At 71.2% G+C, this 24,340-nt stretch carries 24 protein-coding genes and 1 tRNA gene; 11 read left to right on the top strand and 14 right to left on the bottom strand.

Annotation, left to right across the window (positions count from 1 at the left end; translation table 11 throughout):
- Positions 1-116 precede the first annotated feature (116 nt).
- Complete coding sequence (locus tag ACIPRD_RS22360) at positions 117-788, top strand: response regulator transcription factor (RefSeq protein WP_356406285.1); 672 nt, start codon at positions 117-119, stop codon at positions 786-788.
- Positions 789-853: 65 nt separating this feature from the next.
- Here the strand turns inward: ACIPRD_RS22360 and ACIPRD_RS22355 are convergent, their stop codons facing one another.
- Positions 854-1,177, bottom strand: coding sequence for a hypothetical protein (locus tag ACIPRD_RS22355; RefSeq protein WP_356406283.1), 324 nt, complete (start codon positions 1,175-1,177; stop codon positions 854-856).
- 21 nt (positions 1,178-1,198) lie between these two features.
- Positions 1,199-2,890: a sodium:solute symporter family protein gene (locus tag ACIPRD_RS22350; RefSeq protein WP_401565359.1), complete on the bottom strand. Its 1,692-nt coding sequence runs from the start codon at positions 2,888-2,890 to the stop codon at positions 1,199-1,201.
- 200 nt (positions 2,891-3,090) lie between these two features.
- Between ACIPRD_RS22350 and galT the strand changes: the two genes are divergently transcribed.
- The 3 genes from galT to galK are packed head-to-tail and all read left to right on the top strand — an operon-like array spanning position 3,091 to position 6,271.
- A complete protein-coding gene (gene galT, locus ACIPRD_RS22345) occupies positions 3,091-4,152 on the top strand; it encodes a galactose-1-phosphate uridylyltransferase (protein ID WP_401565358.1) in 1,062 nt (353 codons plus the stop codon).
- Positions 4,149-5,111, top strand: a complete 963-nt coding sequence (gene galE / locus ACIPRD_RS22340) for a UDP-glucose 4-epimerase GalE (RefSeq protein ID WP_356406277.1) — start codon at positions 4,149-4,151, stop codon at positions 5,109-5,111. The genes galT and galE overlap by 4 nt, the downstream gene beginning before the upstream one ends.
- Positions 5,111-6,271: a galactokinase gene (gene galK / locus ACIPRD_RS22335; RefSeq protein WP_356406275.1), complete on the top strand. Its 1,161-nt coding sequence runs from the start codon at positions 5,111-5,113 to the stop codon at positions 6,269-6,271. Before galE ends, galK begins: the two co-directional genes overlap by 1 nt.
- 52 nt (positions 6,272-6,323) lie before the next feature.
- Here galK and ACIPRD_RS22330 read toward each other — a convergent pair whose 3' ends face one another.
- The gene (locus ACIPRD_RS22330; RefSeq protein WP_356406273.1) at positions 6,324-6,743 is read right to left on the bottom strand and encodes a hypothetical protein; all 420 of its coding nucleotides are present in this window, start codon (positions 6,741-6,743) and stop codon (positions 6,324-6,326) included.
- Between the two features lie 694 nt (positions 6,744-7,437).
- On the opposite strand from ACIPRD_RS22330, the gene ACIPRD_RS22325 reads away from it, so the two are divergent.
- A complete protein-coding gene (locus ACIPRD_RS22325; RefSeq protein ID WP_401565353.1) occupies positions 7,438-8,064 on the top strand; it encodes a hypothetical protein in 627 nt (208 codons plus the stop codon).
- Entirely contained in the window at positions 8,064-8,699 is a 636-nt protein-coding gene (locus ACIPRD_RS22320) for a hypothetical protein (protein ID WP_401565351.1), read from the top strand. Before ACIPRD_RS22325 ends, ACIPRD_RS22320 begins: the two co-directional genes overlap by 1 nt.
- Positions 8,700-8,706: 7 nt before the next feature.
- Here the strand turns inward: ACIPRD_RS22320 and ACIPRD_RS22315 are convergent, their stop codons facing one another.
- Positions 8,707-9,162: an N-acetyltransferase gene (locus ACIPRD_RS22315; protein ID WP_356406263.1), complete on the bottom strand. Its 456-nt coding sequence runs from the start codon at positions 9,160-9,162 to the stop codon at positions 8,707-8,709.
- 261 nt (positions 9,163-9,423) lie between these two features.
- Here ACIPRD_RS22315 and ACIPRD_RS22310 point away from each other — a divergent pair, with 261 nt between their 5' ends.
- The gene (locus ACIPRD_RS22310; protein ID WP_356406261.1) at positions 9,424-10,191 is read left to right on the top strand and encodes a response regulator transcription factor; all 768 of its coding nucleotides are present in this window, start codon (positions 9,424-9,426) and stop codon (positions 10,189-10,191) included.
- Here ACIPRD_RS22310 and ACIPRD_RS22305 read toward each other — a convergent pair.
- On the bottom strand, positions 10,150-10,647 hold the full coding sequence (locus tag ACIPRD_RS22305) for a MarR family transcriptional regulator (RefSeq protein WP_356406259.1): 498 nt from the start codon (positions 10,645-10,647) through the stop codon (positions 10,150-10,152). The genes ACIPRD_RS22310 and ACIPRD_RS22305 overlap by 42 nt on opposite strands.
- An 88-nt stretch (positions 10,648-10,735) precedes the next feature.
- Here ACIPRD_RS22305 and ACIPRD_RS22300 point away from each other — a divergent pair, with 88 nt between their 5' ends.
- Together ACIPRD_RS22300 and ACIPRD_RS22295 are read left to right on the top strand one after the other, a co-directional pair.
- The gene (locus ACIPRD_RS22300; RefSeq protein ID WP_401565347.1) at positions 10,736-11,563 is read left to right on the top strand and encodes a trans-aconitate 2-methyltransferase; all 828 of its coding nucleotides are present in this window, start codon (positions 10,736-10,738) and stop codon (positions 11,561-11,563) included.
- Positions 11,560-11,964, top strand: a complete 405-nt coding sequence (locus tag ACIPRD_RS22295; protein ID WP_401565344.1) for a VOC family protein — start codon at positions 11,560-11,562, stop codon at positions 11,962-11,964. The genes ACIPRD_RS22300 and ACIPRD_RS22295 overlap by 4 nt, the downstream gene beginning before the upstream one ends.
- A 102-nt stretch (positions 11,965-12,066) precedes the next feature.
- Here the strand turns inward: ACIPRD_RS22295 and ACIPRD_RS22290 are convergent, their stop codons facing one another.
- Entirely contained in the window at positions 12,067-12,741 is a 675-nt protein-coding gene (locus tag ACIPRD_RS22290) for a TetR/AcrR family transcriptional regulator (RefSeq protein WP_356406253.1), read from the bottom strand.
- Positions 12,738-13,745 (bottom strand): fatty acid desaturase, encoded by a 1,008-nt coding sequence (locus ACIPRD_RS22285; protein ID WP_356406250.1) that lies wholly within the window; start codon positions 13,743-13,745, stop codon positions 12,738-12,740. Before ACIPRD_RS22285 ends, ACIPRD_RS22290 begins: the two co-directional genes overlap by 4 nt.
- Before the next feature lie 307 nt (positions 13,746-14,052).
- On the opposite strand from ACIPRD_RS22285, the gene ppc reads away from it, so the two are divergent.
- Positions 14,053-16,785: a phosphoenolpyruvate carboxylase gene (gene ppc, locus ACIPRD_RS22280; RefSeq protein ID WP_356406248.1), complete on the top strand. Its 2,733-nt coding sequence runs from the start codon at positions 14,053-14,055 to the stop codon at positions 16,783-16,785.
- A gap of 125 nt (positions 16,786-16,910) precedes the next feature.
- Here the strand turns inward: ppc and ACIPRD_RS22275 are convergent, their stop codons facing one another.
- The 7 genes from ACIPRD_RS22275 to ACIPRD_RS22245 form a co-directional block, all read right to left on the bottom strand.
- Positions 16,911-17,417 carry a hypothetical protein gene (locus tag ACIPRD_RS22275; RefSeq protein ID WP_356406487.1) on the bottom strand — a complete coding sequence of 169 codons (507 nt, stop codon included), beginning with the start codon at positions 17,415-17,417 and terminating at the stop codon, positions 16,911-16,913.
- A 52-nt stretch (positions 17,418-17,469) separates the two neighbouring features.
- The gene (gene pth, locus ACIPRD_RS22270) at positions 17,470-18,072 is read right to left on the bottom strand and encodes an aminoacyl-tRNA hydrolase (protein ID WP_356406245.1); all 603 of its coding nucleotides are present in this window, start codon (positions 18,070-18,072) and stop codon (positions 17,470-17,472) included.
- Positions 18,073-18,166: 94 nt separating this feature from the next.
- Positions 18,167-18,757, bottom strand: coding sequence for a 50S ribosomal protein L25/general stress protein Ctc (locus tag ACIPRD_RS22265; protein WP_356406243.1), 591 nt, complete (start codon positions 18,755-18,757; stop codon positions 18,167-18,169).
- A 212-nt stretch (positions 18,758-18,969) separates the two neighbouring features.
- On the bottom strand, positions 18,970-19,950 hold the full coding sequence (locus ACIPRD_RS22260) for a ribose-phosphate diphosphokinase (RefSeq protein ID WP_356406241.1): 981 nt from the start codon (positions 19,948-19,950) through the stop codon (positions 18,970-18,972).
- Between the two features lie 139 nt (positions 19,951-20,089).
- A complete protein-coding gene (gene glmU, locus ACIPRD_RS22255; RefSeq protein ID WP_401565337.1) occupies positions 20,090-21,538 on the bottom strand; it encodes a bifunctional UDP-N-acetylglucosamine diphosphorylase/glucosamine-1-phosphate N-acetyltransferase GlmU in 1,449 nt (482 codons plus the stop codon).
- 113 nt (positions 21,539-21,651) lie between these two features.
- Positions 21,652-21,725, bottom strand: a tRNA-Gln gene (locus ACIPRD_RS22250).
- Positions 21,726-21,733: 8 nt separating this feature from the next.
- Positions 21,734-22,624 carry a hypothetical protein gene (locus tag ACIPRD_RS22245; RefSeq protein WP_401565334.1) on the bottom strand — a complete coding sequence of 297 codons (891 nt, stop codon included), beginning with the start codon at positions 22,622-22,624 and terminating at the stop codon, positions 21,734-21,736.
- Between the two features lie 166 nt (positions 22,625-22,790).
- On the opposite strand from ACIPRD_RS22245, the gene ACIPRD_RS22240 reads away from it, so the two are divergent.
- Complete coding sequence (locus tag ACIPRD_RS22240) at positions 22,791-24,113, top strand: sensor histidine kinase (protein WP_401565330.1); 1,323 nt, start codon at positions 22,791-22,793, stop codon at positions 24,111-24,113.
- Positions 24,114-24,340: the final 227 nt, after the last annotated feature.

Below are 24,340 nucleotides of genomic sequence, written 5' to 3'. Positions count from 1 at the left end.
CGAACAAGCGTGTAACTTCCGGGGTCATGACGGGCGAGGAGCCGGGGGGCCCTCTGTCCACGGGACCGGTGGGCGTCCATAGTGGGGCATCCGTGGGGGTACTGGGGGGTTGCTCTATGGGAGTGCGGCTCATGGTCGTCGACGACCACCGCTTGCTGGCGGAGGCGTTGGCGTCGGCGCTGAAACTGCGCGGGCACCGGGTGCTCGCCGCGGCGGCGCCGGCCGCGGGTGCGGCCGAGCTGGTGATCACGCGGGCGCCGGAGGTGTGCCTGCTCGGCACGGCGGCCCCGGCCGAGCCGGGGACCTTCGACCCGGTGGTGCGCATCAAGCGGGAGCGGCCGCAGGTCGCGGTGCTGGTGCTCGGCCCCGTGCCCTCGCCGCGCGGCATCGCGGCGGCCTTCGCGGCCGGCGCCTCGGGATACGTACGGCACGACGAGCGCATCGAGGGTGTCGAGCGGGCCATCATGAAGGCCAGGGCGGGGGAGGCCGCGGTCGCCCCGCAGCTGCTCCAGGGCGCCTTCGGTGAACTGCTCAACCCCGCCGCCCAGCCCGACGACGAGGGCCGGCGCCTGATGGAGATGCTGACGCCCCGCGAGGTCGAGGTCCTCGTCCGTGTCGCCGACGGCGAGGACACCCGGCTCATCGCCGCCGGGATGGGAATCGCCCCCAGCACCGCCCGCACCCATGTGCAGCGGGTGCTGATGAAGCTGGGGGTCGGCTCCCGCCTGGAGGCGGCGGCGCTGGCGGCGCGGACGGGGCTGCTGGACCGGGCGGCCTCGGAGTCCTGACGCCCGCTCCCCGGCCCGGTGGCGCGGGGCCGGGCCGGCCGCCCGCCCGGTCGCGCCGGGCTCCGTTACGGCGCCTCCGCCCCTTCCTCGGCGTCCGCCGCGGGCGGCGGCGGGGGAGTGGGCCGCAGCTTCAGCCAGGCCAGGAAGAAGACCCCGAGGAGCAGCATCCCGATGCCGGTCCACAGGTTGATGTTGACGCCCTGCGCCTTGTCGATGGCGGACTGGGAGTCGGTGATCCCGGCGATCGTCACTATGACGCCGTAGACCACGAACAGGCCGCCGATGATGCGCCGCAGGTCGAAGATGCGGGCGGCCGTGGCGGACCTGCCCTCCAGCTCGGTGACCTCCCGCTGGACGTCCTGCTCGGAAGGGTCGTGGTGCTCGGTCATGGTTTCCTCATCCTCCCGCGATCAGAACGAGAACGGGATGTAGCAGGCGGCGGCGATGATGACGGCACCCCAGCCCAGCAGGGCCGGCTTGCGGTACCAGGCGTCGTCCCCCTCGGCCGGTGCCTCGGACATGCCCGGGGACCGGGTGCCGTAGACGAGGCCCTGGAGCTCCTCCTCCGGCTTCGCCTTGGTGAACAGCGACACCGCGACCATCACGACCGCGCCGGCGACGAATCCCGCGATCGCGGAGACGAAGTTGGCGCCCTGGTCGGTGGGGATCGAGATGATCCCCTTCTTGTAGAGGACGAAGTAGTTGACCATCGCGGTCGCGGTGCCGGCGAGCAGACCCCAGAAGCCGGACTTCGCCGAGGCGCGCTTCCAGAACATGCCGACGATGAACACGACGAACATCGGCACGTTGAAGAAGGAGAACAGCGTCTGCAGGTAGCTCATGATGTTCGAGAACGACGAGGCGAGGAACGCCGTGCCGACGGAGGCGCAGACACCGATCACGGTGATCAGGCGGCCGAAGCGGACGTAGTAGCCGTCCTCCTGGCCGGGCTTGACGTAACGGGCCCAGATGTCGGTGGTGAACACCGTGTTGAACGAGGACACGTTGGCCGCCATGCCGGCCATGAACGCGGCGAGCAGACCGGTGACCGCGATGCCGAGCACGCCGTTGGGCAGCAGTTCCTGCATCAGGTACGGGATGGCGTCGTTGTACTGCAGGCCCGAGCCGGAGGTGCCGATCTTCGGGACCAGCGCGGCGGCGACCAGGCCCGGGATCATCACCAGGAAGACGATGAAGATCTTCGGGTAGGCGGCGATCAGCGGCGTGCGCTGGCCCGCCGACAGGTTCTTCGCGGACAGCGCGCGCTGGACCTCGGCGAAGTTGGTGGTCCAGTAGCCGAAGGACAGCACGAAGCCGAGACCGAGCACGATGGTCAGCCAGTTGGCGCCGAGCGGGTTGGCGTGGCCGATGCCGGTGCCGCCCCAGGCGGTGGTGAAGTTGTGGCCGTGCGCCGCGTCGAGCTTGTGGGTCAGCCCGCCCCAGCCGCCGACCTTCTTCAGGCCGAGGACGGTGATCGGGATGAGGGCGGCCAGGATCACGAAGAACTGGAGGACCTCGTTGTAGATGGCCGAGGACAGGCCGCCGAGGGTGATGTACGCCAGCACGAAGGCGCCGGCGACCACGATGGCCACCCACTGCGGCCAGCCGAGCAGCGCCTCCACGACGATCGCGAGGGCGTAGAGGTTGACGCCCGCGATCAGGATGGCGGCGAAGGCGAACAGGATCGAACTCAGCAGGTGGGCGGCCTTGTCGAAGCGCAGCAGCAGGAACTCGGGGACCGAGCGGACCTTGCTGCCGTAGTAGAAGGGCATCATCACCAGGCCGAGGAAGACCATGGCGGGGATGGCGCCGACCCAGTACCAGTGCACGGTGTAGGCGCCGTACTGGGCGCTGTTCGCCGCCATGCCGAGGATCTCGGTGGCCGCCAGGTTGGCCGAGATGAAGGCGAGGCCGGTGATCCAGGCCGGGAGCGAACGGCCGGAGAGGAAGAAGTCGAGGCTGGTCTTCACCGAACGGCGGGCCGCGAAGCCGATGCCGAGGACGACGACGAAATAGATCGCCAGGATCGTGTAGTCCAGCCAGTTGGTGGGGAGCCGTAGCTCCGCCGCCAGATAGGTGGGTCCGTATGGGCGGGTTTGCATGAGAACTCGCTTCGTTGCGCGAACTGATCCAGAGCGGAACCTACGCCGCCGCCTTCAGATTTTGAACAGTTCTGTTGATGTTCTTTGTTTGATTGTGATCGTCCTCGATGTTGTCGAGTTGTGGTCTGTTATGTTTGATTGTGTTGGTCGATCGGGTGGCGCGACCGAGCGGCCTCGGCGCAGAGGGAAGGCGAGTTGCTGTGAAGAAGACCTCGACCCGGCTGGCCGACGGTCGTGAGCTGATCTACTACGACCTCCGCGACGACACCGTGCGCGACGCGGCCGACCGCCGTCCGCTGACACCCACGGTCACCACGTCCGAGATCCGCCGCGACCCGCTGCTCGGCGACGCGGTCGCCGTCGCCTCCCACCGGCAGGGCCGCACCTACCTCCCGCCCGCCGACGAGTGCCCGCTCTGCCCGACCGCCGGCGAGCGCCTCAGCGAGATCCCGGACTCCTCCTACGACGTCGTCGTCTTCGAGAACCGCTTCCCCTCGCTCGCCGGCGACTCCGGCCGCTGCGAGGTCGTCTGCTTCACCCCCGACCACGACGCCTCCTTCGCGGACCTCACCGACGAACGCGCCCGGCTGGTCCTGGACGCCTGGACCGACCGGACCGCGGAACTGTCCCATCTCCCCTCCGTGGAACAGGTGTTCTGCTTCGAGAACCGGGGCGCCGAGATCGGTGTGACCCTCGGCCACCCCCACGGCCAGATCTACGCCTACCCCTTCACCACCCCCCGCACCGCCCTGATGCTGCGCTCACTCGCCGCGCACAAGGCCGCGACCGGAGGGGAGAACCTCTTCGACGCCGTCCTGGAACGCGAACTCGCCGGAGAACGGGTCGTCCTTGAGGGTGAACACTGGGTCGCCTTCGTGCCCTACGCGGCACACTGGCCCTACGAGGTCCACCTGTACCCCAGGCGCCGGGTGCCCGATCTGCTCGCGCTCGACGAGGCCGCGCGCACAGAATTCCCCCAGGTCTATCTGGAACTCTTGAGGCGCTTCGACCGGATCTTCGGAGAAGGGGAGTCCGTGACGCCGTACATCGCCGCCTGGCACCAGGCGCCGTTCGGCGCGGCCACACCGGCGGACGGCGTCACCCGTGACGACTTCGCGCTCCACCTCGAACTCTTCACGATCCGCCGTACCACCGGCAAGCTGAAGTTTCTCGCGGGTTCCGAGTCCGGCATGAACGTGTTCATCAACGATGTGCCGCCGGAGCGCGCGGCCGAGCGACTGCGAGAGGTAGCGAGTTCATGAAGTACCTGGTGACGGGTGGCGCGGGTTACGTCGGCAGTGTCGTGGCCCAGCATCTGCTGGAGGCCGGCCACGAGGTCACCGTCCTCGACAACCTCTCCACCGGCTTCCGCGCGGGCGTCCCCGCCGGCGCCGCGTTCATCGAGGGCGACATCCGCGACGCCGCCAAGTGGCTCGACGCCTCCTTCGACGGCGTCCTGCACTTCGCCGCCTTCTCGCAGGTCGGCGAGTCCGTCGTCAAGCCCGAGAAGTACTGGGAGAACAACGTCGGCGGCAGCATGGCGCTGATCGCCGCGATGCGCCAGGCCGGCGTGCGCCGCCTGGTGTTCTCCTCCACGGCCGCCACCTACGGCGAGCCGGAGCAGGTCCCCGTCACCGAGTCCGCGCGCACCGCCCCCACCAACCCCTACGGGGCGTCCAAGCTCGCCGTCGACCACATGATCACCAGCGAGGCGGACGCCCACGGCCTGGCCGCGGTCTCCCTGCGCTACTTCAACGTGGCCGGCGCGTACGGCACGTACGGCGAACGCCACGACCCCGAGTCGCACCTCATCCCGCTCGTCCTCCAGGTCGCCCAGGGCCGCCGCGACGCGATCTCCGTCTACGGCGACGACTACCCCACCCCCGACGGCACCTGCGTCCGCGACTACATCCACGTCGCCGACCTCGCGGAGGCCCACCTGCTGGCCCTGACGGCCGCACGGCCGGGCGAGCACCTCGTCTGCAACCTCGGCAACGGCAACGGCTTCTCCGTCCGCGAGGTCGTCGAGACCGTCCGCAAGGTCACCGGCCACCCCATCCCCGAGATCACCGCCCCGCGCCGCGGCGGCGACCCGGCGGTCCTGGTCGCCGCGGCGGACAGGGCCCGCGAGACACTGGGCTGGAACCCGTCCCGCGCGGACCTCGCCGGGATCGTCGCGGACGCGTGGGAATTCGCGCAGAGCATCGCAAGGGAGCAGTAGTGGGGGCACAGCAGGCGCAGGTCCGGGACCGCTTCGCCGAGTTGTACGGAGCGGCACCGGAGGGGGTGTGGGCGGCGCCGGGCCGGGTCAACCTCATCGGCGAACACACCGACTACAACGACGGCTTCGTCATGCCGTTCGCCCTTCCGCACCAGGTGACGGCGGCCGTGTCCCGCCGCACCGACGGCGTCCTGCGCCTGCACTCGGCCGACGTGCCCGGCGGCGTCGCCGAACTCTCCCTGGACGCGCTCGCCCCGGGCGCCGACCCGGAGTGGACGGCGTACCCGGCGGGCGTCGTCTGGGCGCTGCGCGAGGCGGGCCACCCGGTCACCGGCGCGGACGTCCACCTGTCCTCCACGGTCCCGACCGGTGCCGGCCTGTCCTCCTCGGCGGCCCTGGAGGTCGTCGTCGCGCTCGCCCTGAACGACCTGTACGGCCTCGGCCTCCAGCGCTGGCAGCTGGCCCGCCTGTGCCAGCGCGCCGAGAACGTCTACGTCGGCGCGCCGACCGGCATCATGGACCAGACCGCGTCCGCCTGCTGCGAGCCGGGCCACGCCCTGTTCCTCGACACCCGCGACCTCTCCCAGCGGCAGATCCCCTTCGACCTCGCCGCCGAGGGCCTGCGCCTGCTGGTCGTCGACACCCAGGTCAAGCACGCCCACAGCGGCGGCGAGTACGGCAAGCGCCGGGCCGGCTGCGAGAAGGGCGCGGCCCTGCTCGGCGTCGACGCCCTGCGCGACATCGGCCACGACGGCCTGGACGCGGCCCTGGCCGGGCTCGGCGACGAGGAGGAGGTCGTCCGCCTGGTCCGCCACATCGTCACCGAGAACCACCGCGTGGAGCGCGTCGTCGACCTCCTGCGCGCCGGCGACCCGCGCGCCATCGGGCCGGTCCTCACCGAGGGCCACGCCTCGCTGCGCGACGACTTCCGCATCTCCTGCCCCGAGCTGGACCTGGTCGTCGACACCGCGCTCGCGGCCGGCGCCCTCGGCGCCCGGATGACCGGCGGCGGCTTCGGCGGCTCGGCGATCGTGCTGACGGAGGCGGCCGAGGTCGACACCGTCACCAAGGAGATCGAGAAGGCCTTCGCCACGGCCGCCTTCACCGCCCCGCGCGTGTTCGAGGCGGTGCCGTCGGCGGGGGCCCGCAGGCTGGACTGACGCCGTCGGCGACGGCCCCGTGCGCGCGGTGCGCACGGGGCCGGCCCGCTGCCTAGTAGGCGGGGTTGCCGTCCCAGCTGGACTCGTCGCAGCCCAGCTGCGTGCTGCCCTCGTACACACAGACCTGGATGCGCATCGCCCAGATGCCGCGGTTGTCCTGCAGCGAGGTCACCCACGTCTGCTCGGTGTCGGCCCCGGTGGTGACCGAACGCCAGGCGTAGCTGGTCACGACGCGGCTCGTGGTCTCGGACTGCACCCGGATCTGGACGTGGTGCCCGTCGGGGGCCGTGTCGGCCAGCGTCAGGTAGATGTGGTCGGCGATGTACTTGCCGTCGTACTGGAAGGTCGCGGAGCCCCATGCCCCGGGCAGGCTCGCGCCGACGTCACCGGCGGACGCCGGACCCGCCGCGAAGGCGACGGCACCCAGGGCTGCGGCACCCACCGCGAGGGTGCGGAAGATTCTGCTCTTCAAGGATTCACTCCTGTTTCCATGGTCGGCGATCGCGCCGGCCCGCATCCTATGAGAGCCATGTGCATGCCACCCCCGCTCCGCGTCCTTGTGACCGGAGTCACGCGACAGGAGCCGCCGGACAGTCTGCCGGGCGAAAGCCGCCTGCGCTCCCCGGCACGCCCGCACCCACCACGCCCGGCCCCGGCCGCCGACCGGATCCGGCGCATCGGCCCGTCGGCGATGAACACGGGTGTGCAAGGCTGTTGCCGTGAAGGCCGAAGCGGCCGACCGGCACCCCACACGGATGCAGCTCAACCACCGGCCGGCGGACGAGGGCGGCACGGCCACCCGGCCATCTGCGGTTCACCCGGAACCAGCACGCGGCCGACGACGGCTGCATCGCGGGGGCCGTCAGCGGCATCGCCACGCTCGACGAGGGCTTCGACGACCGGAAGGGCCACTGACGCCGATGGACCTCGACGCACTGCGCCACGGCAATTTCGCCAAGCTCGGTGAGGCCGTCACCGACCGGGAGGCCGACTCCGTCGACCGAGGACGCACTCGCCCGGCACCACGTGAGATTTCCCCAGGACGACGCCGACGATCTCATCCGCAACTCCGTCAACGAGGGCTGGGACGCGAGCAGTGAGTACCTCAGCAACACGAAGGAGCGTCCCTAGTGGAAACGGCACCGGCGGAGCGAGGACGGCGTGGGGTGCGCCGGGATACGAGGGTCGTCCTTCTGTTCTTCGTCGTGCTCGGACTCTTCTGCGGCGGGGGGTGGATGTTCCTGAACAAGGGCCTGTATCTGCTCCCGGGAAAGATGTGCGAAGGCACGCTCGGACGGGACACGGTCAAGGAGGTGCTGCCCAGAGCGAGATCGGCGGACAGCGGATCCGACGCCCAGGGCGCGGGGGACGGCTTCACGTTCTGGTGCCATGTCACCACCAGTGACGATGTGTCTCTCTCCGGGGAGGCGAAGGTCCAGCCGGGTTCCCTCGACGAATGGCTCGACAACTACCGGGGGACCGGGATCCGGCACCGGATCATCCGTGTCTCCGCCCACGGCGTAGAAGCTCTGGCCCAGACGGACCCCGGCGCGCACACGGCGTCGGTGTACGTGCCCTGCACCCCGCCCGGCCTCACCGCGAAGGAGGCCTCCGAGCCTTACGCGGTCGTCGGAGAGACCCGGACCTACGGAGATGCCAGGGCCACGGGCACGCCGCTGCACCAGGCCCTCACCGACTTCGCCTACCGGCTCACCGAGCACGCCTACAAGCTGGCCGGATGCAAGGCGCATCGTGACTTCCCGGAGCGGCTTCCGCGCTACGGGGGCCGGTGATGAAGGACGACGAGGCCCGGTCCCGGTTCGACGGGCGGGGAGCGGTGGAGATCCAGCTGCTCTACGGGTGGGGGGCGCGCCGGGTCGAGGCGATCGGGCATGTGCTGGGGTACGAGCTGCTGTCGAGCCGCCATGTCAGGCGGCACGTGCTCCAGCTCGTGTTCCGGCGGGACGACGATCCCCGGGCCCGGCGCCGCGCCGAGCGGACCGTCGAGCGGCTGCGGGCAGGTGGTCCCGTGCTGGTGGAGGACGAGGAGCCGGAGCCTCCGCCGCCGCCTCCGGCCCCGGCTCCGCCGCTCGACGCCCGGCCGCCCGCGCCCCGGCCCCGGCGCTCGATGGAGCCCCAGCCGCCGCCACCGGTGGGCCCGCCCGGGACGCGGATCCCGCCCCGGCCGGCCCACCCGCCGGCGTCCGCCCCGCCGTCGGCCCACCCGTCGGCGTCCGCCGACCCGGCGGACGGGGCGCCGTCGCCTCCGTTCGCGCCGCCCCCGCCCCCGCCCCCGTTCGCGCCGCCTCTGCCCTCGGACGCGCCGCCCTCGCCCGTGGGCGCGCCCGCTCCGCCTCCGTTCGCACCGCCCCCGCCTCCGGACGCGCCCCCTCCACCTCCGTTCGCCCCGCCACCGCCCGCGGAGTGACAGGCCGTCAGGTCAGGGGTTTGGTGAGGGTGAACTCCGTCAGGCCCGGGGGGTAGTCGGGGATCACGCAGACCACGTCGTAGCCCTGTTTGCGGTAGAAGTCCGGGGCCTGGAAGTCCCAGGTCTCCAGGCGGGCCGCCGCGCAGCCGCGGTCGGTGCGGGCGAGGTGTTCCGCGTGGGCGAGCAGGCGGGAGCCGAGGCCCGTGCCGCGGTGGGCCGCGTCGACCCAGAGGTAGGTGACGTGCAGCCAGCCCGCCCAGGTGTGGCCGACCAGTCCGCCCGCCAGCCCGCCCGCGCCGTCCAGGCCCCAGACGTGCAGCGGCGCCTGCCGCTCGGCGGGTGTTCCGCGCAGGGCGGCCAGGACCGGGGACGCCGCCGTGTTCGTCTCCAGCAGCCTGGCCCGCAGCAGATCACGTCGGTCTTTGTCGACTTCCGCCTCGATACGAAACATGCGGCACACCATAAACGCGACGGACGGCCAGTTCCGCAAAACGGCTTCCGCCGGGGCATCCCATCCGTACTCTGATGAACAGCGCCGGTGGGGGCCGGTGCTGTTCAGGGGGCGAGACAGGCGGGTACGGCGCCCGCGGTGGGGGTAGCAGTCTCCGCAACGGCGGCGGCCGTGCGGTCGACGTTCACCGTGGTGTCGTACCCGCGTGGGCCGTCGTTCTCTCCGGACCTTGGTTGTCCCCTGCTCCGCGCGGAGCCTGGGGAAGGGGGTTTCGTGGTTCGCATCCGAGTCCTGGTCGTCGACGACCACCGCATCTTCGCCGAGTCGCTGGCCGCCGCCCTGGCGGCCGAGCCCGACGTCGACGTGTCCGCCGCGGGCAGCGGCCCGGCAGCACTGCGCTGTCTGGAGCGCGCGGTCGGCGAGGGCCGCCGTTACGACGTCCTGCTGGTCGACGCCGACCTCGGCGGCGGCCTGTCCGGCGCCCGCCCCGCGGTGTCCGTGCGGGACGGCGACGAGGACGGGCTGGTCGACGGGATCTCTCTGGTCACCGGGGTGCGCACGGCGCAGCCCGCGGTGCGGACCGTCGTCCTCGCCGAGAAGGACGACCCCCGCCGCGCGGCCCTCGCGCTCCAGGCCGGCGCCTCCGGATGGGTCGCGAAGGACTGCTCGCTGTCGCGGCTGCTGACGGTGATCAGAGGCGTCCTGCGCGACGAGACCCATCTGCCGCCCGCCCTGCTCACCGGCGTCCTCAAGGAGCTGACGGCGGCACGCAAGCACCGCACGGAGAGCGAGCGGCTGGTGCAGTCGCTGACCCCGCGGGAGCGGGAGGTGCTGCGCTGCATGGTCGCCGGACTGGGGCGCAAGGCGGTCGCCGAGCGGCTGTTCCTGTCCCCGCACACCGTGCGCACCCACATGCAGAACGTCCTCGGCAAGCTCGGCGTCCACTCCACGCTGGCCGCCGTCGCCCTGGCCCGGCGCGCCGGAGTGGGCCCGGCGGACCTAACCGGGGATGTTGTCGAACGGGGCGGTCAGCTGGCGTAGCAGACCGGCGAGCTCGGCGCGCTGTCCGCCCGACAGCTCGACGAGGATCGCCCGCTCCTGCTCCAGCAGTCCCGCCAGCGCCTGGTCCGCGCGGTCCTGGCCGGTGTCGGTCAGCCGCACCAGCACGCCCCGCCGGTCGCTGGGGTCGGGGAGCCGCTCGACCAGGCCCTTCTTGGCGAGCCGGTCGATCCGGTTGGTCATCGTGCCCGAGGTCACCAGGGTCTGCGTCAGCAGCTGTCCGGGGGAGAGCTGGTACGGCGTCCCCGCGCGCCGGAGCGCGGTCAGCACGTCGAACTCCCAGGGTTCGAGCTGGTGCTCGGCGAACGCGAGCCGGCGCGCGCGGTCCAGGTGCCGGGCCAGCCTGCTCACGCGGCTGAGCACCTCGAGCGGCTCCACGTCGAGGTCCGGGCGCTCCCGGCGCCATGCTGCGACCAGCCGATCGACCTCGTCCTCCATGGAGATCAGTGTAGTGGTTGTGTCGACGTGAAGTCTCTTGACTTCAAGTGTCTTGACATCGAGATACCTGCCGGGGAGGGTGAGCTCCATGACGACGCCCACCTGGGACCCGGCCCAGTACCTCCGCCACGCCGGCCACCGCGCCCGCCCCTTCGCCGATCTCCTCGCCCGCGTCCCCGACCTCCCGGACCACCCCGGCCGCCCTCCCCGCATCGCCGACCTCGGCTGCGGCCCCGGCAACGTCACCGCCCTGCTCGCCGCCCGCTGGCCGGCCGCCCGCATCACCGGCTACGACAACTCACCCGACATGCTCGACGAGGCCCGCGCCGCCCACGAGGGCCCCACCACCGGCGGTGGCCTGCTGGAGTTCGCCCACGCCGACGCCCGCACCTGGACCCCCGGGCGGCCGCACGACCTGATCGTCTCCAACGCCACCCTCCAGTGGGTGCCCGGACACGCCGACCGCTTCGCCGACTGGACCGCCGCCCTGGAACCCGGCGGCACCTTCGCCTTCCAGGTCCCGGACAACACCGACGCCCCGCTCCACGCCCTCATGCGCGAGCTGGCCGCCACCCCCCGCTGGAAGGACCGCCTCGCCGGCGTCCTGCGCGCCACCGACTCCGTCCTCACCCCCGCCGCCTACCTGGACCGCCTCACCCGGCTCGGCTGCGCCGCGGACGTGTGGCAGACGACGTACTTCCACGTCCTCGAAGGCGAGGACCCCGTCCTGGACTGGGTCAAGGGCACCGGCCTGCGCCCCGCGCTCACCGCCCTCGGCGACGACCCCGGGGCCCGCGACGCCTTCGTCGCCGAATACCGGGACCTGCTGCGGCAGGCCTACCCCCGCGCGTCGTACGGCACGGTCCTGCCGTTCCGCAGGCTGTTCGCCGTCGCCGTCAAGGAGGGCCGGGCGTGATCACCGCGCTCGACCACGTCCAGCTCGCCGTCCCGCCCGGCACCGAGGACGTCCTGCGCGCCTTCTACACCGGCGTCCTCGGCCTGGCCGAGATCCCCAAGCCGCCGGCCCTCGCCGCGCGCGGCGGATGCTGGTTCGGCGCCGGCCCGGTGCAGCTCCATCTGGGGGTCGAGGAGGCCCTCGCCGGAGGCGGAAGATGTCACTGTCGGCCCGCGCGCAAGGCCCACCCGGGGCTGCGGGTCACCGGCATCGAGGCGTTCGCCGCCCTGATCGCCGCCCACGGCACGGCCGTGACCTGGGACGACGACCTTCCCGGCCGGCTGCGCTTCTTCGCCCACGACCCCGTCGGCAACCGTCTGGAGTTCCTCGAACCGACCGGGCCGGACACCCCGCACCCCTGACGCCCCGCACCCCTGAAGCCGGGGCCTCTGAGACTCGCGTCCCTGACGCCCGGGACGCCCGGGACGCCCGGCGCCCCTGAAGCCCCGCGCCCCCGACAGCCGTCAGTTCTTGCGGTGCCCTATCAGCCGCGGCTTCTGCTCCAGCCCGTCCAGACCGTGCCAGGCCAGGTTCACCAGGTGCGCCGCGACCTCCGCCTTCTTCGGCCGGCGCACGTCCAGCCACCACTGGCCGGTCAGGGCGACCATGCCCACCAGGGCCTGCGCGTACAGGGGGGCCAGCTTCGAGTCGAAGCCCCGGGACTTGAACTCGCGGCCCAGGATGTCCTCGACCTGCGTGGCGATGTCCGAGATCAGCGAGGCGAAGGAGCCCGTGGACTGCGGGATCGGCGAGTCCCGGACCAGGATGCGGAACCCGTCCGTGTACTCCTCGATGTAGTCCAGCAGCGCGAAGGCCGCCTGCTCGCACAGCTCCCGCGGATGCCCCGCCGTCAGGCTGCCGGTCACCATGTCCAGCAGGCGCCGCATCTCGCGGTCCACCACCACCGCGTACAGCCCCTCCTTGCCGCCGAAGTGCTCGTACACCACCGGCTTGGACACCCCGGCCTTCGCCGCGATCTCCTCCACCGACGTGCCCTCGAAGCCCTTCGCCGCGAAGAGGGTGCGACCGATCTCCAGAAGCTGCTGACGGCGCTCCGCGCCGGTCATACGGGTACGGCGGGTCCGCCGCTGCTTGTCGTTGCCCTGGGTGCTGGAGTCGGTCGCCACGGCGTCAATCATGCCGCCTCGACCGTCTCCTTCCCGCGCCGGGAGCCGCCTTCCCCGGTGTTGCGCCGCGAATCGATACGTGAGCGTGACGGCCAGCGCACGTCGTACGCCCAGCCGAGCAGCTCGAACCAGCGGATGATCCGCGCCGAGGAGTCGATCTGCCCGCGCTCCACGCCGTGCCGCGCGGAGGTCGGGTCGGCGTGGTGCAGGTTGTGCCAGGACTCCCCGCACGACAGCACCGCCAGCCACCACACATTGCCCGAACGGTCACGCGACCGGAACGGCCGCTTGCCCACCGCGTGACAGATCGAGTTGATCGACCACGTCACGTGATGCAGCAACGCCACCCGGACGAGTGAACCCCAGAAGAACCCGGTGAACGCACCCCACCAGGACCACGTCACCAGACCGCCGATCAGCGCCGGCAGCAGCAGCGACACGATCGTCCACAGCGCGAACTGCCGGGAGACCGCCCGCATCGCCGGGTCCCGCACCAGATCCGGCGCGTACTTGTCCTGCGGGGTCTGCTCCTCGTCGAACATCCAGCCGATGTGCGCCCACCACAGGCCCTTCATCAGCGCCGGAAGCGTCTCCCCGAACCGCCACGGCGAATGCGGGTCGCCCTCCGCGTCGGAGAACTTGTGGTGCCTGCGGTGATCGGCCACCCAGCGCACCAGCGGACCCTCGACCGCCATCGACCCCATGACCGCCAGCGCGATCCGCAGCGGCCGGTTGGCCTTGAACGCGCCATGGGTGAAGTACCGGTGGAAACCGATCGTGATGCCATGGCAGCCGAGGTAGTAGAAGAACACCAGCAGCCCGACGTCGAGCCAGCTGACCCCCCAGCCCCAGGCCAGCGGCACGGCCGCGACCAGGGCCACGAACGGTACGACGATGAACACCAGCAGCGCGATCTGCTCGATCGACCGCTTCTGCTCCCCGCCCAGCGTGGCGGAGGAGCCGGCGGCGCCGGCGCCGCCGTGTGCTTCGTCGATCACATCGGAACTTGAGGTCATGCGCGTCCCCTGTGGGGTCGAGGGTCGAGGCAGATGCCAGGCCGCCGGGACCCGGCGGGAGTCGAAACCGTATTCCCTACGGCTCCGTAACCTACGGCGTCGTAAGTATGGCAGCGTGTCGCCCGGCGGCAAGGGCCCAGGCGACTGCGCGCCCGCACGGACACCTATCCTTGGAAACGGTCGGACAGCGCGGTCCGCTCTCAATCCTTCCCGGACGTTCCGGCCCTTATGCGGCATTCGCCGCGTGGTGGATGGGATGACCGGGTTCCCTCCCAGACGAGCTTCAACACCGCAAGGAGCCGCACCTGTGAGCAGTGCCGACGACCAGACCACCACGACCAGCAGCGAGCTGCGCGCCGACATCCGGCGCCTGGGCGACCTCCTGGGCGAGACCCTCGTGCGGCAGGAGGGACCCGAACTCCTCGAACTCGTCGAGAAGGTCCGCCACCTCACCCGCGAGGACGGCGAGGCCGCCGCCGAGCTGCTGCGCGGCACCGAACTGGAGACCGCCGCCAAGCTGGTCCGCGCCTTCTCCACCTACTTCCACCTCGCCAACGTCACCGAGCAGGTGCACCGCGGCCGCGAGCTGCGCGCCCGCCGCGCCGCCGAGGGCGGCCTCCTCGCCCGCACCGCGGACCGCCTCAAGGACGCCGACCCCGAGCACCTGCGGCAGACCGTCGAGCACCTCAACGTCCGCCCGGTGTTCACCGCGCACCCCACCGAGGCCGCACGCCGGTCCGTCCTCAACAAGCTCCGGCGCATCGCCGAGCTCCTGGACACCCCCGTCGTGCCCTCCGACCGCCGCCGCCACGACATCCGCCTCGCCGAGAACATCGACCTCGTCTGGCAGACCGACGAACTGCGCGTCGTCCGCCCCGAGCCCGCCGACGAGGCCCGCAACGCCATCTACTACCTCGACGAGCTCCACGCCCACGCCGTCGGCGACGTCCTGGAGGACCTCACCGCCGAACTCGAGCGCGTCGGCGTCCGCCTCCCCGACGACACCCGCCCGCTCACCTTCGGCACCTGGATCGGCGGCGACCGCGACGGCAACCCCAACGTCACCCCCCAGGTCACCTGGGACGTCCTCATCCTCCAGCACGAACACGGCATCAACGACGCCCTGGAGATGATCGACGAGCTGCGCGGCCTGCTCTCCAACTCCATCCGCTACACCGGCGCCACCGAAGAACTCCTGGAATCCCTCCAGGCCGACCTCGACGGCCTGCCCGAGATCAGCCCCCGCTACAAGCGCCTCAACGCCGAAGAGCCCTACCGCCTCAAGGCCACCTGCATCCGGCAGAAGCTGGAGAACACCAAGAAGCGCCTCGCCACCGGCACCCCCCACGAGACCGGCCGCGACTACCTCGGCACCGACGAGCTCCTCGGCGACCTGCGGATCATCCAGACCTCCCTGCGCGAACACCGCGGCGGCCTCCTCGCCGACGGCCGCCTCGCCCGGACCATCCGCACCCTCGCCGCCTTCGGCCTCCAGCTCGCCACCATGGACGTCCGCGAACACGCCGACGCCCACCACCACGCCCTCGGCCAGCTCTTCGACCGCCTCGGCGAGGAATCCTGGTGCTACGCCGACATGCCCCGCGAGTACCGGGCCCGGCTCCTCGCCAAGGAACTGCGCTCCAGGCGCCCCCTGGCCCCCACCCCGGCACCCGTCGACGCGGCCGGCGAGAAGACCCTCGGCGTCTTCCAGACCGTCAAGCGCGCCCTGAAGACCTTCGGCCCCGAGGTCGTCGAGTCCTACATCATCTCCATGTGCCAGGGCGCCGACGACGTCTTCGCCGCCACCGTCCTCGCCCGCGAGGCCGGCCTCATCGACCTCCACGCCGGCTGGGCCAAGATCGGCATCGTCCCCCTCCTGGAGACCACCGACGAGCTCAAGGCCGCCGACACCATCCTCGAGGACATGCTCTCCGACCCGTCCTACCGGCGCCTCGTCGCGCTGCGCGGCGACGTCCAGGAGGTCATGCTCGGCTACTCCGACTCCTCGAAGTTCGGCGGCATCACCACCAGCCAGTGGGAGATCCACCGCGCCCAGCGCCGGCTGCGCGACGTCGCCCACCGCTACGGCGTACGCCTGCGCCTCTTCCACGGCCGCGGCGGCACCGTCGGCCGCGGCGGCGGCCCCTCCCACGACGCGATCCTCGCCCAGCCCTGGGGCACCCTGGAGGGCGAGATCAAGGTGACCGAGCAGGGCGAGGTCATCTCCGACAAGTACCTGATCCCCTCCCTCGCCCGGGAGAACCTGGAACTGACGGTCGCCGCCACACTGCAGGCCTCCGCCCTGCACACCGCGCCCCGCCAGTCCGTCGAGGCCCTCGCCCGCTGGGACGCCGCCATGGACGTCGTCTCCGAGGCCGCCCACACCGCCTACCGCGAGCTCGTCGAGGACCCCGACCTGCCCACGTACTTCCTCGCCTCCACCCCGGTCGACCAGCTCGCCGAACTGCACCTGGGCTCGCGGCCCTCCCGCCGCCCCGGCTCCGGCGTCTCGCTCGACGGCCTGCGCGCCATCCCGTGGGTGTTCGGCTGGACCCAGTCCCGGCAGATCGTCCCCGGCTGGTTCGGCGTCGGCTCCGGCCTCAAGGCCCTGCGCGAAGCCGGCCTCGACACCGTGCTCGGCGAGATGCACGAACAGTGGCACTTCTTCCGCAACTTCATCTCCAACGTCGAGATGACCCTCGCCAAGACCGACCTGCGCATCGCCCAGCACTACGTCGACACCCTCGTCCCCGACGAGCTCAAGCACGTCTTCGACACCATCAGGGCCGAACACGAACTGACCGTCCGCGAAGTGCTCCGCATCACCGGCGAGGACGAACTCCTCCAGGCCACCCCCGCACTCCAGCAGACCTTCACCATCCGCGACGCCTACCTGGACCCCATCTCCTACCTCCAGGTCGCCCTCCTCAAGCGCCAGCGCGACGAGGCCGCCGCCGGCGCCGAACCCGACCCCCTGCTCGCCCGCGCCCTCCTCCTCACCGTCAACGGCGTCGCCGCCGGCCTGCGCAACACCGGCTGACCGCCCCCCCACACCACAGGAGGGTGCCCCCGGGGTCCTGGACCCCGGGGGCACCCTCCTGTCGTATCCACGGTCACCGCACGGCAGTCCGGTCTCCGGTCACCGCACGGCTGTCCGGTGTCCGGTCACCGCACGGCCACGAACGCCGCCGTCAGCAGCGCCGCCCCCGCGATCCCCAGCATCCACGCCGGACGCGGCAGTCCCAGCCCGCCCGCGACCACCACCGCCGCCAGCAGCAGCGCACCCCCCAGCGGAATCCACGCGTACAGCACCCCCGCCGTCCCCGCACGCAACGCGTCCGTCGTCCCCGGCTTCAGCACCACGTCGTACACCCGCCCCTGACGCACCGCGACCGACCGCGCGAGCACCACCCGCGCATGCCCCGGCGCACCCGCCGACGCCGGCGTGAACGGACCCGAGCACCGGTCCCCGGCACACCCGGTCACCCGGACCGTCCCCGTCTCCCGCCCCTTCGTCAGCATCACGTACTGCGCGGCTCCCCAGGACCCCCACACCCCGGCGAACAGGACCAGCACCGCGATCAGACCCATCGTCACGACCCGGCCGAACCGCAACGCGGACACGGACGACCGGCGGGCGGAGGAGGCTGAGGCAGGCATGGCCGGGATCATTGGCCATACCCGCACGACCGGTCAACTCCGCCGTGGAACAAGCACGGACAAGTCAGGAGTTGTACGTCCCCTGCGCCCGCTCCAGCCCCTCCACCACCAGACACTCCACCGCGTCCGCCGCACGGTCCACGAAATAGTCCAGCTCCTTGCGCTCCGCCGACGCGAAGTCCTTCAGCACGAAGTCCGCGACCTGCATCCGCCCCGGCGGCCGCCCGATCCCGAACCGCACCCGGTGATAGTCCGCCCCCATCGCCTTCGTCATCGACTTCAGACCGTTGTGCCCGTTGTCCCCGCCGCCCAGCTTCAGCCGCAGCGTCCCGTAGTCGATGTCCAGCTCGTCGTGCACCGCGACCACGTGCGCGAGCGGCACCTTGTAGAAATCACGCAGCGCGTTCACCGGACCGCCCGACAGATTCATGAACGACATCGGCTTCGCCAGGATCACCCGCCGGCTCGCCGGCCCCACCGGACCGAGCCGCCCCTCCAGCACCTGCGCCTGCGCCTTGCCCGCCCGCTTGAACCTGCCACCCATCCGCTCCGCGAGCAGATCCACCGCCATGAACCCGACGTTGTGCCGGTTCATGGCGTACTCCGGCCCGGGATTGCCGAGCCCCACGACGAGCCAGGGAGCGTCGGCGTCGGTCGTCACGTTCATGTCTCCTTGATACGCCCGGCGGGCGGTCCGTGGATACGAGCCAGCCGCTGCCCCCCGAGGGAACAGCGGCTGACCCGGCGATGACTTACGAGGCTCAGGCCTCGGCGACCTCGTCGCCCTCGGCGGCCTCGGCGGCCTCCTCGACCTGCGCCTGCAGAACCTGCAGCACGACGGCGTCGGCGTCGACGGCCAGCGAGACACCGGCCGGCAGCGTGATGTCCTTGGCGAGGACGGAGGCACCGGCCTCCAGGCCCTCCACGGAGACCGTGACGGACTCGGGGATGTGCGTGGCCTCGGCCTCGACCGGCAGCGCGTTCAGCACGTGCTCGAGCAGGTTGCCACCCGGGGCCAGCTCGCCCTCGGTGTGGACCGGGACCTCGACCGTGACCTTCTCGCCACGCTTGACCAGCAGCAGGTCGACGTGCTCGAGGAAGCCCTTGACCGCGTCACGCTGCACGGCCTTCGGGATCGCCAGCTCGTTGGTCTTGCCGTCGATGTCCAGGGAGAGCAGGACGTTCGGCGTACGCAGCGCCAGCAGCAGCTCGTGGCCCGGAAGCGTCAGGTGCAGCGGCTCGGAACCGTGACCGTAAAGGACACCCGGAACCTTGTTCTCACGACGGATACGACGGGCGGCACCCTTGCCGAACTCGGAACGAGCCTCGGCGGCGATCTTCACCTCGGACATGTGATCACTCCTCGTAGAAAGTAGGAACGTCCCCGCTCGTCAGAGCTTGGGGAGGTCACCCGGCCACGAACGGCCTGCTACGAAGAGCGCGTCGATAACGGACAACCATGAACCGCCGAAACGGACACGGCCTCCCTCGCCGAGCAACCTGGTCAGTCTACTCGGCCGGGAGGCCGTGCCCAAAAGGATCTCCAGCGGACCCCTCGTGAGGTCTACTGCTCGTCGAACAGGCTCGTCACCGAACCGTCCTCGAACACCTCACGCACCGCGTTCGCGATCGTCGGCGCGATCGACAGCACCTTGATCTTCTCCAGGTCCGCCGCCAGCTCACCCGGCGTCGGCAGCGTGTTCGTGAACACGAACTCGCTCACCCGCGAGTTCTTCAGACGGTCCACCGCCGGACCCGACAGCACACCGTGCGTCGCCGTCACGATGACGTCCTCCGCACCGTGCGCGAACAGCGCGTCCGCCGCGGCGCAGATCGTGCCACCCGTGTCGATCATGTCGTCGACCAGGACGCACACCCGGCCCTCGACCTCACCGACGACCTCGTGCACGGTCACCTGGTTCGCCACGTCCTTGTCACGGCGCTTGTGCACGATCGCCAGCGGCGCGCCCAGCCGGTCGCACCAGCGGTCCGCGACCCGCACCCGGCCCGCGTCCGGAGACACGACCGTCAGCTTGTCCCGGTCCACCTTGTCGCCCACGTAGTCCGCCAGCAGCGGCAGCGCGAACAGGTGGTCCACCGGACCGTCGAAGAAGCCCTGGATCTGGTCCGTGTGCAGGTCCACCGTCAGGATCCGGTCCGCACCCGCGGTCTTCATCAGGTCCGCGATCAGACGCGCCGAGATCGGCTCACGGCCGCGGTGCTTCTTGTCCTGCCGCGCGTAACCGTAGAACGGCACGATCACCGTGATGGAACGGGCCGACGCGCGCTTCAGCGCGTCGATCATGATGAGCTGCTCCATGATCCACTTGTTGATCGGAGCCGTGTGGCTCTGGATCAGGAAGCAGTCCGCACCACGGGCCGACTCCTGGTAGCGGACGTAGATCTCACCGTTGGCGAAGTCGAAGGCCTTCGTCGGGACGACCCCGACACCCAGCTGGTGGGCGACCTCCTCGGCAAGCTCGGGGTGGGCGCGCCCGGAGAAGAACATCATCTTCTTCTCGCCGGTCGTCTTGATCCCGGTCACAGCACTGTCTCCTCAGAGGGTGTCTCAGCCAGCCGGCCGCTCGGCGGCCTCTCGGCTGGGTGTGAGAGGCCGAATCGGCTGGCAGGGGTGCGGGTGTGCACTTATCACGGTACGCCGTATTTGGCGCACCTGTTTCCGGTCAGTCCTCGTCCGAGCCCTGGCGTGAAGCCGCCTCAGCCGCCTTCGCCGACGCACTCCCAGGACGCTTACGGGCCACCCAGCCCTCGATATTCCGCTGCTGGCCACGGGCCACGGCCAGCGAACCGGGCGGCACATCCTTCGTGATCACGGACCCGGCGGCGGTGTACGCACCGTCCCCGACCGTGACAGGCGCCACAAACATGTTGTCCGAACCCGTCTTGCAATGCGACCCGACCGTCGTGTGGTGCTTGCTCTCACCGTCGTAGTTCACGAAGACACTCGCCGCACCGATGTTCGTGTGATCACCGATCGTCGCGTCACCCACGTACGACAGATGCGGAACCTTCGTCCCCGCACCGATCGCCGCGTTCTTCGTCTCCACGTACGTACCGATCTTCGCGCTCTCACCGAGCCGCGTACCCGGACGCAGATAGGCGTACGGCCCCACCGACGCCCCCGCACCGACCCGCGCCCCGTCCGCGACGGTGTTGTCCACCCGCGCCCCCGCACCCACCCGGGTGTCGTGCAGACGGCTGTTCGGACCCACCGAGGCACCCTCGCCCAGATGCGTCGCACCCGTCAGCTGCGTGCCCGGGAACACCACGGAGTCCTGCTCGAACGTCACCGTCACATCCACCCACGTGGTCGCGGGATCGACCACCGTGACCCCGTCCAGCATCGCGCGGGTCAGCAGACGGTCGTTCAGCGTGCGGCGCGCCTCGGCCAGCTGCACACGGTTGTTGATGCCGGCGATCTCCCGGTGGTCCGCCGCCACCGAGGCACCCACCCGGTGCCCGGCCTCCCGCAGGATGCCGAGCACATCGGTCAGGTACTCCTCGCCCTGGCTGTTGTCGGTGCGCACCTTCTTCAGCGCGTCCGCCAGCAACTGCCCGTCGAACGCGAACACACCGCTGTTGATCTCCCGGACCGCCCGCTGGGCCTCCGTCGCGTCCTTGTGCTCCACGATCGCCGTCACGGCGCCGGTCGCCCCGTCCCGCACGATCCGGCCGTAACCCGTCGCGTCCGGCACCTCGGCGGTCAGCACGGTCACCGCGTTGCCGTCCGAGTGGTGCGTGGCGGCGAGCCGCGCGAGGGTCCCGCCGGTGAGCAGCGGCGTGTCGCCGCAGACGACGACCACGGTCCCGTCCACCGCGCCGCCCAGCTCCTCCAGCGCCATCCGTACGGCGTGGCCGGTGCCCTTCTGCTCCTCCTGCACGGCGGTGCGGACCGCGGGGTCGGCCTCGGCCAGATGCCCGGTCACCTGCTCGCGGGCGTGGCCCACGACCACGACCAGGTTCTCGGGGTCCAACTCGCGGGCGGAGGCCAGCACATGGCCGACCAGGGAACGGCCGCAGATCTCGTGCAGGACCTTGGGTGTGGCCGACTTCATACGGGTGCCCTCACCCGCTGCGAGAACGACGACGGCTGCCGGGCGAATGGCGCTCACGGAGTTGCCCTTCGGCTCTGGATGGGTGGGGGTGACAGCCGCAGGATACCGGGGCGGGTTGGGGCGGACATGAGTGTGGGCCCTGACTGGGGAGTCAGGGCCCGGGAGTACAGCTCCGCCGCTAGGACTCGAACCTAGACCGAAACACCTCCAAAGGGTGCCGTGCTGCCAATTACACTACGGCGGATCACTGCGTCAGACCTTACCGGAGGGTGGGGCCGGCGCGACCCCGGAGACGCCGTCGACCATGCCGGTCCACCACCCTTCGATGCGCCGGTACAGGTCGGCGCCCTGGAGGACGCTGATCACGAGGCAACCCCGGTAGCCCTCACCCACGTTCTTGCGGACGGTCTTCGGACTGTGCTTCTTGATCGTGGTGCTCCGGAGCTCCGAGACGTCGATGCCGACCAGGTCGGACCAGTAGCGTTCGGCGCCCTCGACGTCCGCCGTCATGTGGATCATGACGCGGTACCGCAGGCGTCCACGCTCCACTCCGAGCATGTCGAGCCAGGCGAGGTAGATCCGGATCACACCGGGATCGCTGTTGACGAACTGCACGCTCTCGCGCCGGGCGTACGGCTTGTCCTTGGCGCCCTCGGCCCAGTAGAGGGCCACGCCGGTCATGAACAGGTCGCGGGCGGTCATCGGGCCGATCTCGTCGGCGGCCGCCGCCTTGGTCTTCCGGCGCTGGTCGTCGCGGACGGCCAGCTCGTGCCGCCATCGCAACTGTGCCGCCAGTTTTGCCTGCTCGGAGGGGTCCCGACGTTCCGGTTTCGGCAGGTCGCGGACCCAGAGGGAGATCGAGCTCTTCGAGCAGCCGAGCGCCACCTGGATCTGGTCGTACGTCCGGCCCTGGAGCCGTAGCTCCCTGGCCTTCTGCCGCAGGTCGTCCTTCGCGTTCGGACGCTTCGTCCATTCCGGTGGCGGCTCCCCTTTCACCAGCCGGTTGAGGATGTCGTTGTTGAAGACCTTCAGCTCGTCCCGGATCTGCCGGAGGCTGCGGCCCGCGCGTCGCAGTGCGATCGCCCGGTCCCGCAGTTCCTCGAAGTCCCCGTACCTGCCGCTCGTGCCCGATGGATGTGCCATGGGCATACCGTCCGGCCGGAAAGACCGGTTCCGGGATCGAACGGGTGTGGTTCAGCAGTTCGAGGGATACCGGTGGGTTTCGAGGCCTTCGCCGGGCGGCGCATGGTGGGGGCGGGTAGGCGAAAGTCACCGGAAAAGCCCCCGTCCCCGCCCGTAGGCTGGAGGCATGACCGCGACGGGGGAAGAGCATGCCCGGGCCCTGACCGGCCCGTGGTGGTGGGAGAGGCGGCGCGGTGCGGCGCTCGACGTGAGCCTCGCGCTGGTGTCGGCCGTGGAGTGCGGCGCGGAGGGGATCCCGTTCGCCCGGGACGCGGGTGTCCCGCTGTCGCTGGGGATCGTGTTCGGGCTGGTGGCCGGTTCGGTGCTGCTGGTGCGGCGGAAGTGGCCCATCGCCGTGGTGCTGGTCGCGATCGCGATCACGCCGGCCCAGATGGGTTTCCTGATGGGCATCGTGGGGCTGTACACGCTGGCGGCCGCGGAGCTGCCGCGGCGGATCATCGTGGCGCTGGCGGGCATGTCGTTCCTGGGCACGATGATCGTGACGTTCGTGCGCGTGCGCCAGGACATGGCGCGGGGCGATCTGACGCTGGGCGACTGGTTCGTGCCGTTCGCGGCGATCGCGACGTCGCTGGGGCTGACGGCTCCGCCGTTGCTGCTGGGGCTGTACGTGGGTGCCCGGCGCCGGCTGATGGAGAGCCTGCGGGAGCGGGCGGACAGCCTGGAGCGGGAGCTGCAGCTGCTGGCGGAGCGGGCCGAGGAACGGGCCGAGTGGGCGCGGGGCGAGGAGCGGACGCGGATCGCGCGGGAGATGCACGACGTGGTGGCGCACCGGGTGAGCCTGATGGTGGTGCACGCGGCGGCGTTGCAGGCGGTGGCGCGCAAGGACCCGGAGAAGGCGGTGCGGAACGCGGCGCTGGTGGGGGACATGGGGCGCCAGGCGCTGACGGAGCTGCGGCAGATGCTGGGGGTGCTGCGGGCCGAGGGCGGTGTGGGCGGTGCGCCGGTGGCGCCGGGGCCGCTGGCGGCGGTGGGGGTGGCCGCGGCGGAGGCCGCTTCGCGGGCGGTGGCCGAGGCGCCGGTGCCGGGTGAGGGGCCGTGTCTGTCGGAGCTGGAGGAGCTGATCGGGCAGTCCGCGGCGGCGGGGATGGTGGTGGACCTGTCGGTGGAGGGGGAGGTGCGGGGGTACGCGGCGGAGGTGGAGCAGACGGCGTACCGGGTGGTGCAGGAGGCGCTGACGAACGTGCACAAGCACGCGGCGGGGGCGAAGACGTACGTGCGGCTGGCGCACCGGCGGGCGGAGATCGCGATGCAGGTGGAGAACGAGCCGCCGCCGGAGCCGGGGTCGGCGTCGGCGGCGGGGCTGCCGTCGGGGGGCAACGGTCTGCTGGGGATGCGGGAGCGGGTGCTGGCGCTGGGCGGGGTGTTCGTGTCGGGTCCGACGGACGCGGGCGGTTTCCGGGTGTCGGCGGTGATCCCGGCGGCGGCGTAGCCGGTTCGGAGTGCTGCGGGTGCTCTGCTGCGGGTGCTGCGGGTGCTGCGGGTGCTCGGGGTGCTCGGGGTGCTCCCGGGCGGCTCGGGGTGCTGCGGGGGCGCAGGGTGCTCGGGGTGCTCCCGGGTGGCTCGGCATGGCTCCGCGCTCCGAGCTTGTTGAGTGCCGCCCCGCGTGATTCGGGGGCGGCTCTGCGCCCCCGGTGAGGCCCTGTGCGGCTCCGGGCC

Source organism: Streptomyces sp. NPDC090108, from assembly GCF_044747185.1.
GTDB lineage: Bacteria > Actinomycetota > Actinomycetes > Streptomycetales > Streptomycetaceae > Streptomyces.
The sequence above is the reverse complement of the archived record's forward strand: the minus strand, read 5'-3'. Positions and strand labels throughout refer to the sequence as shown.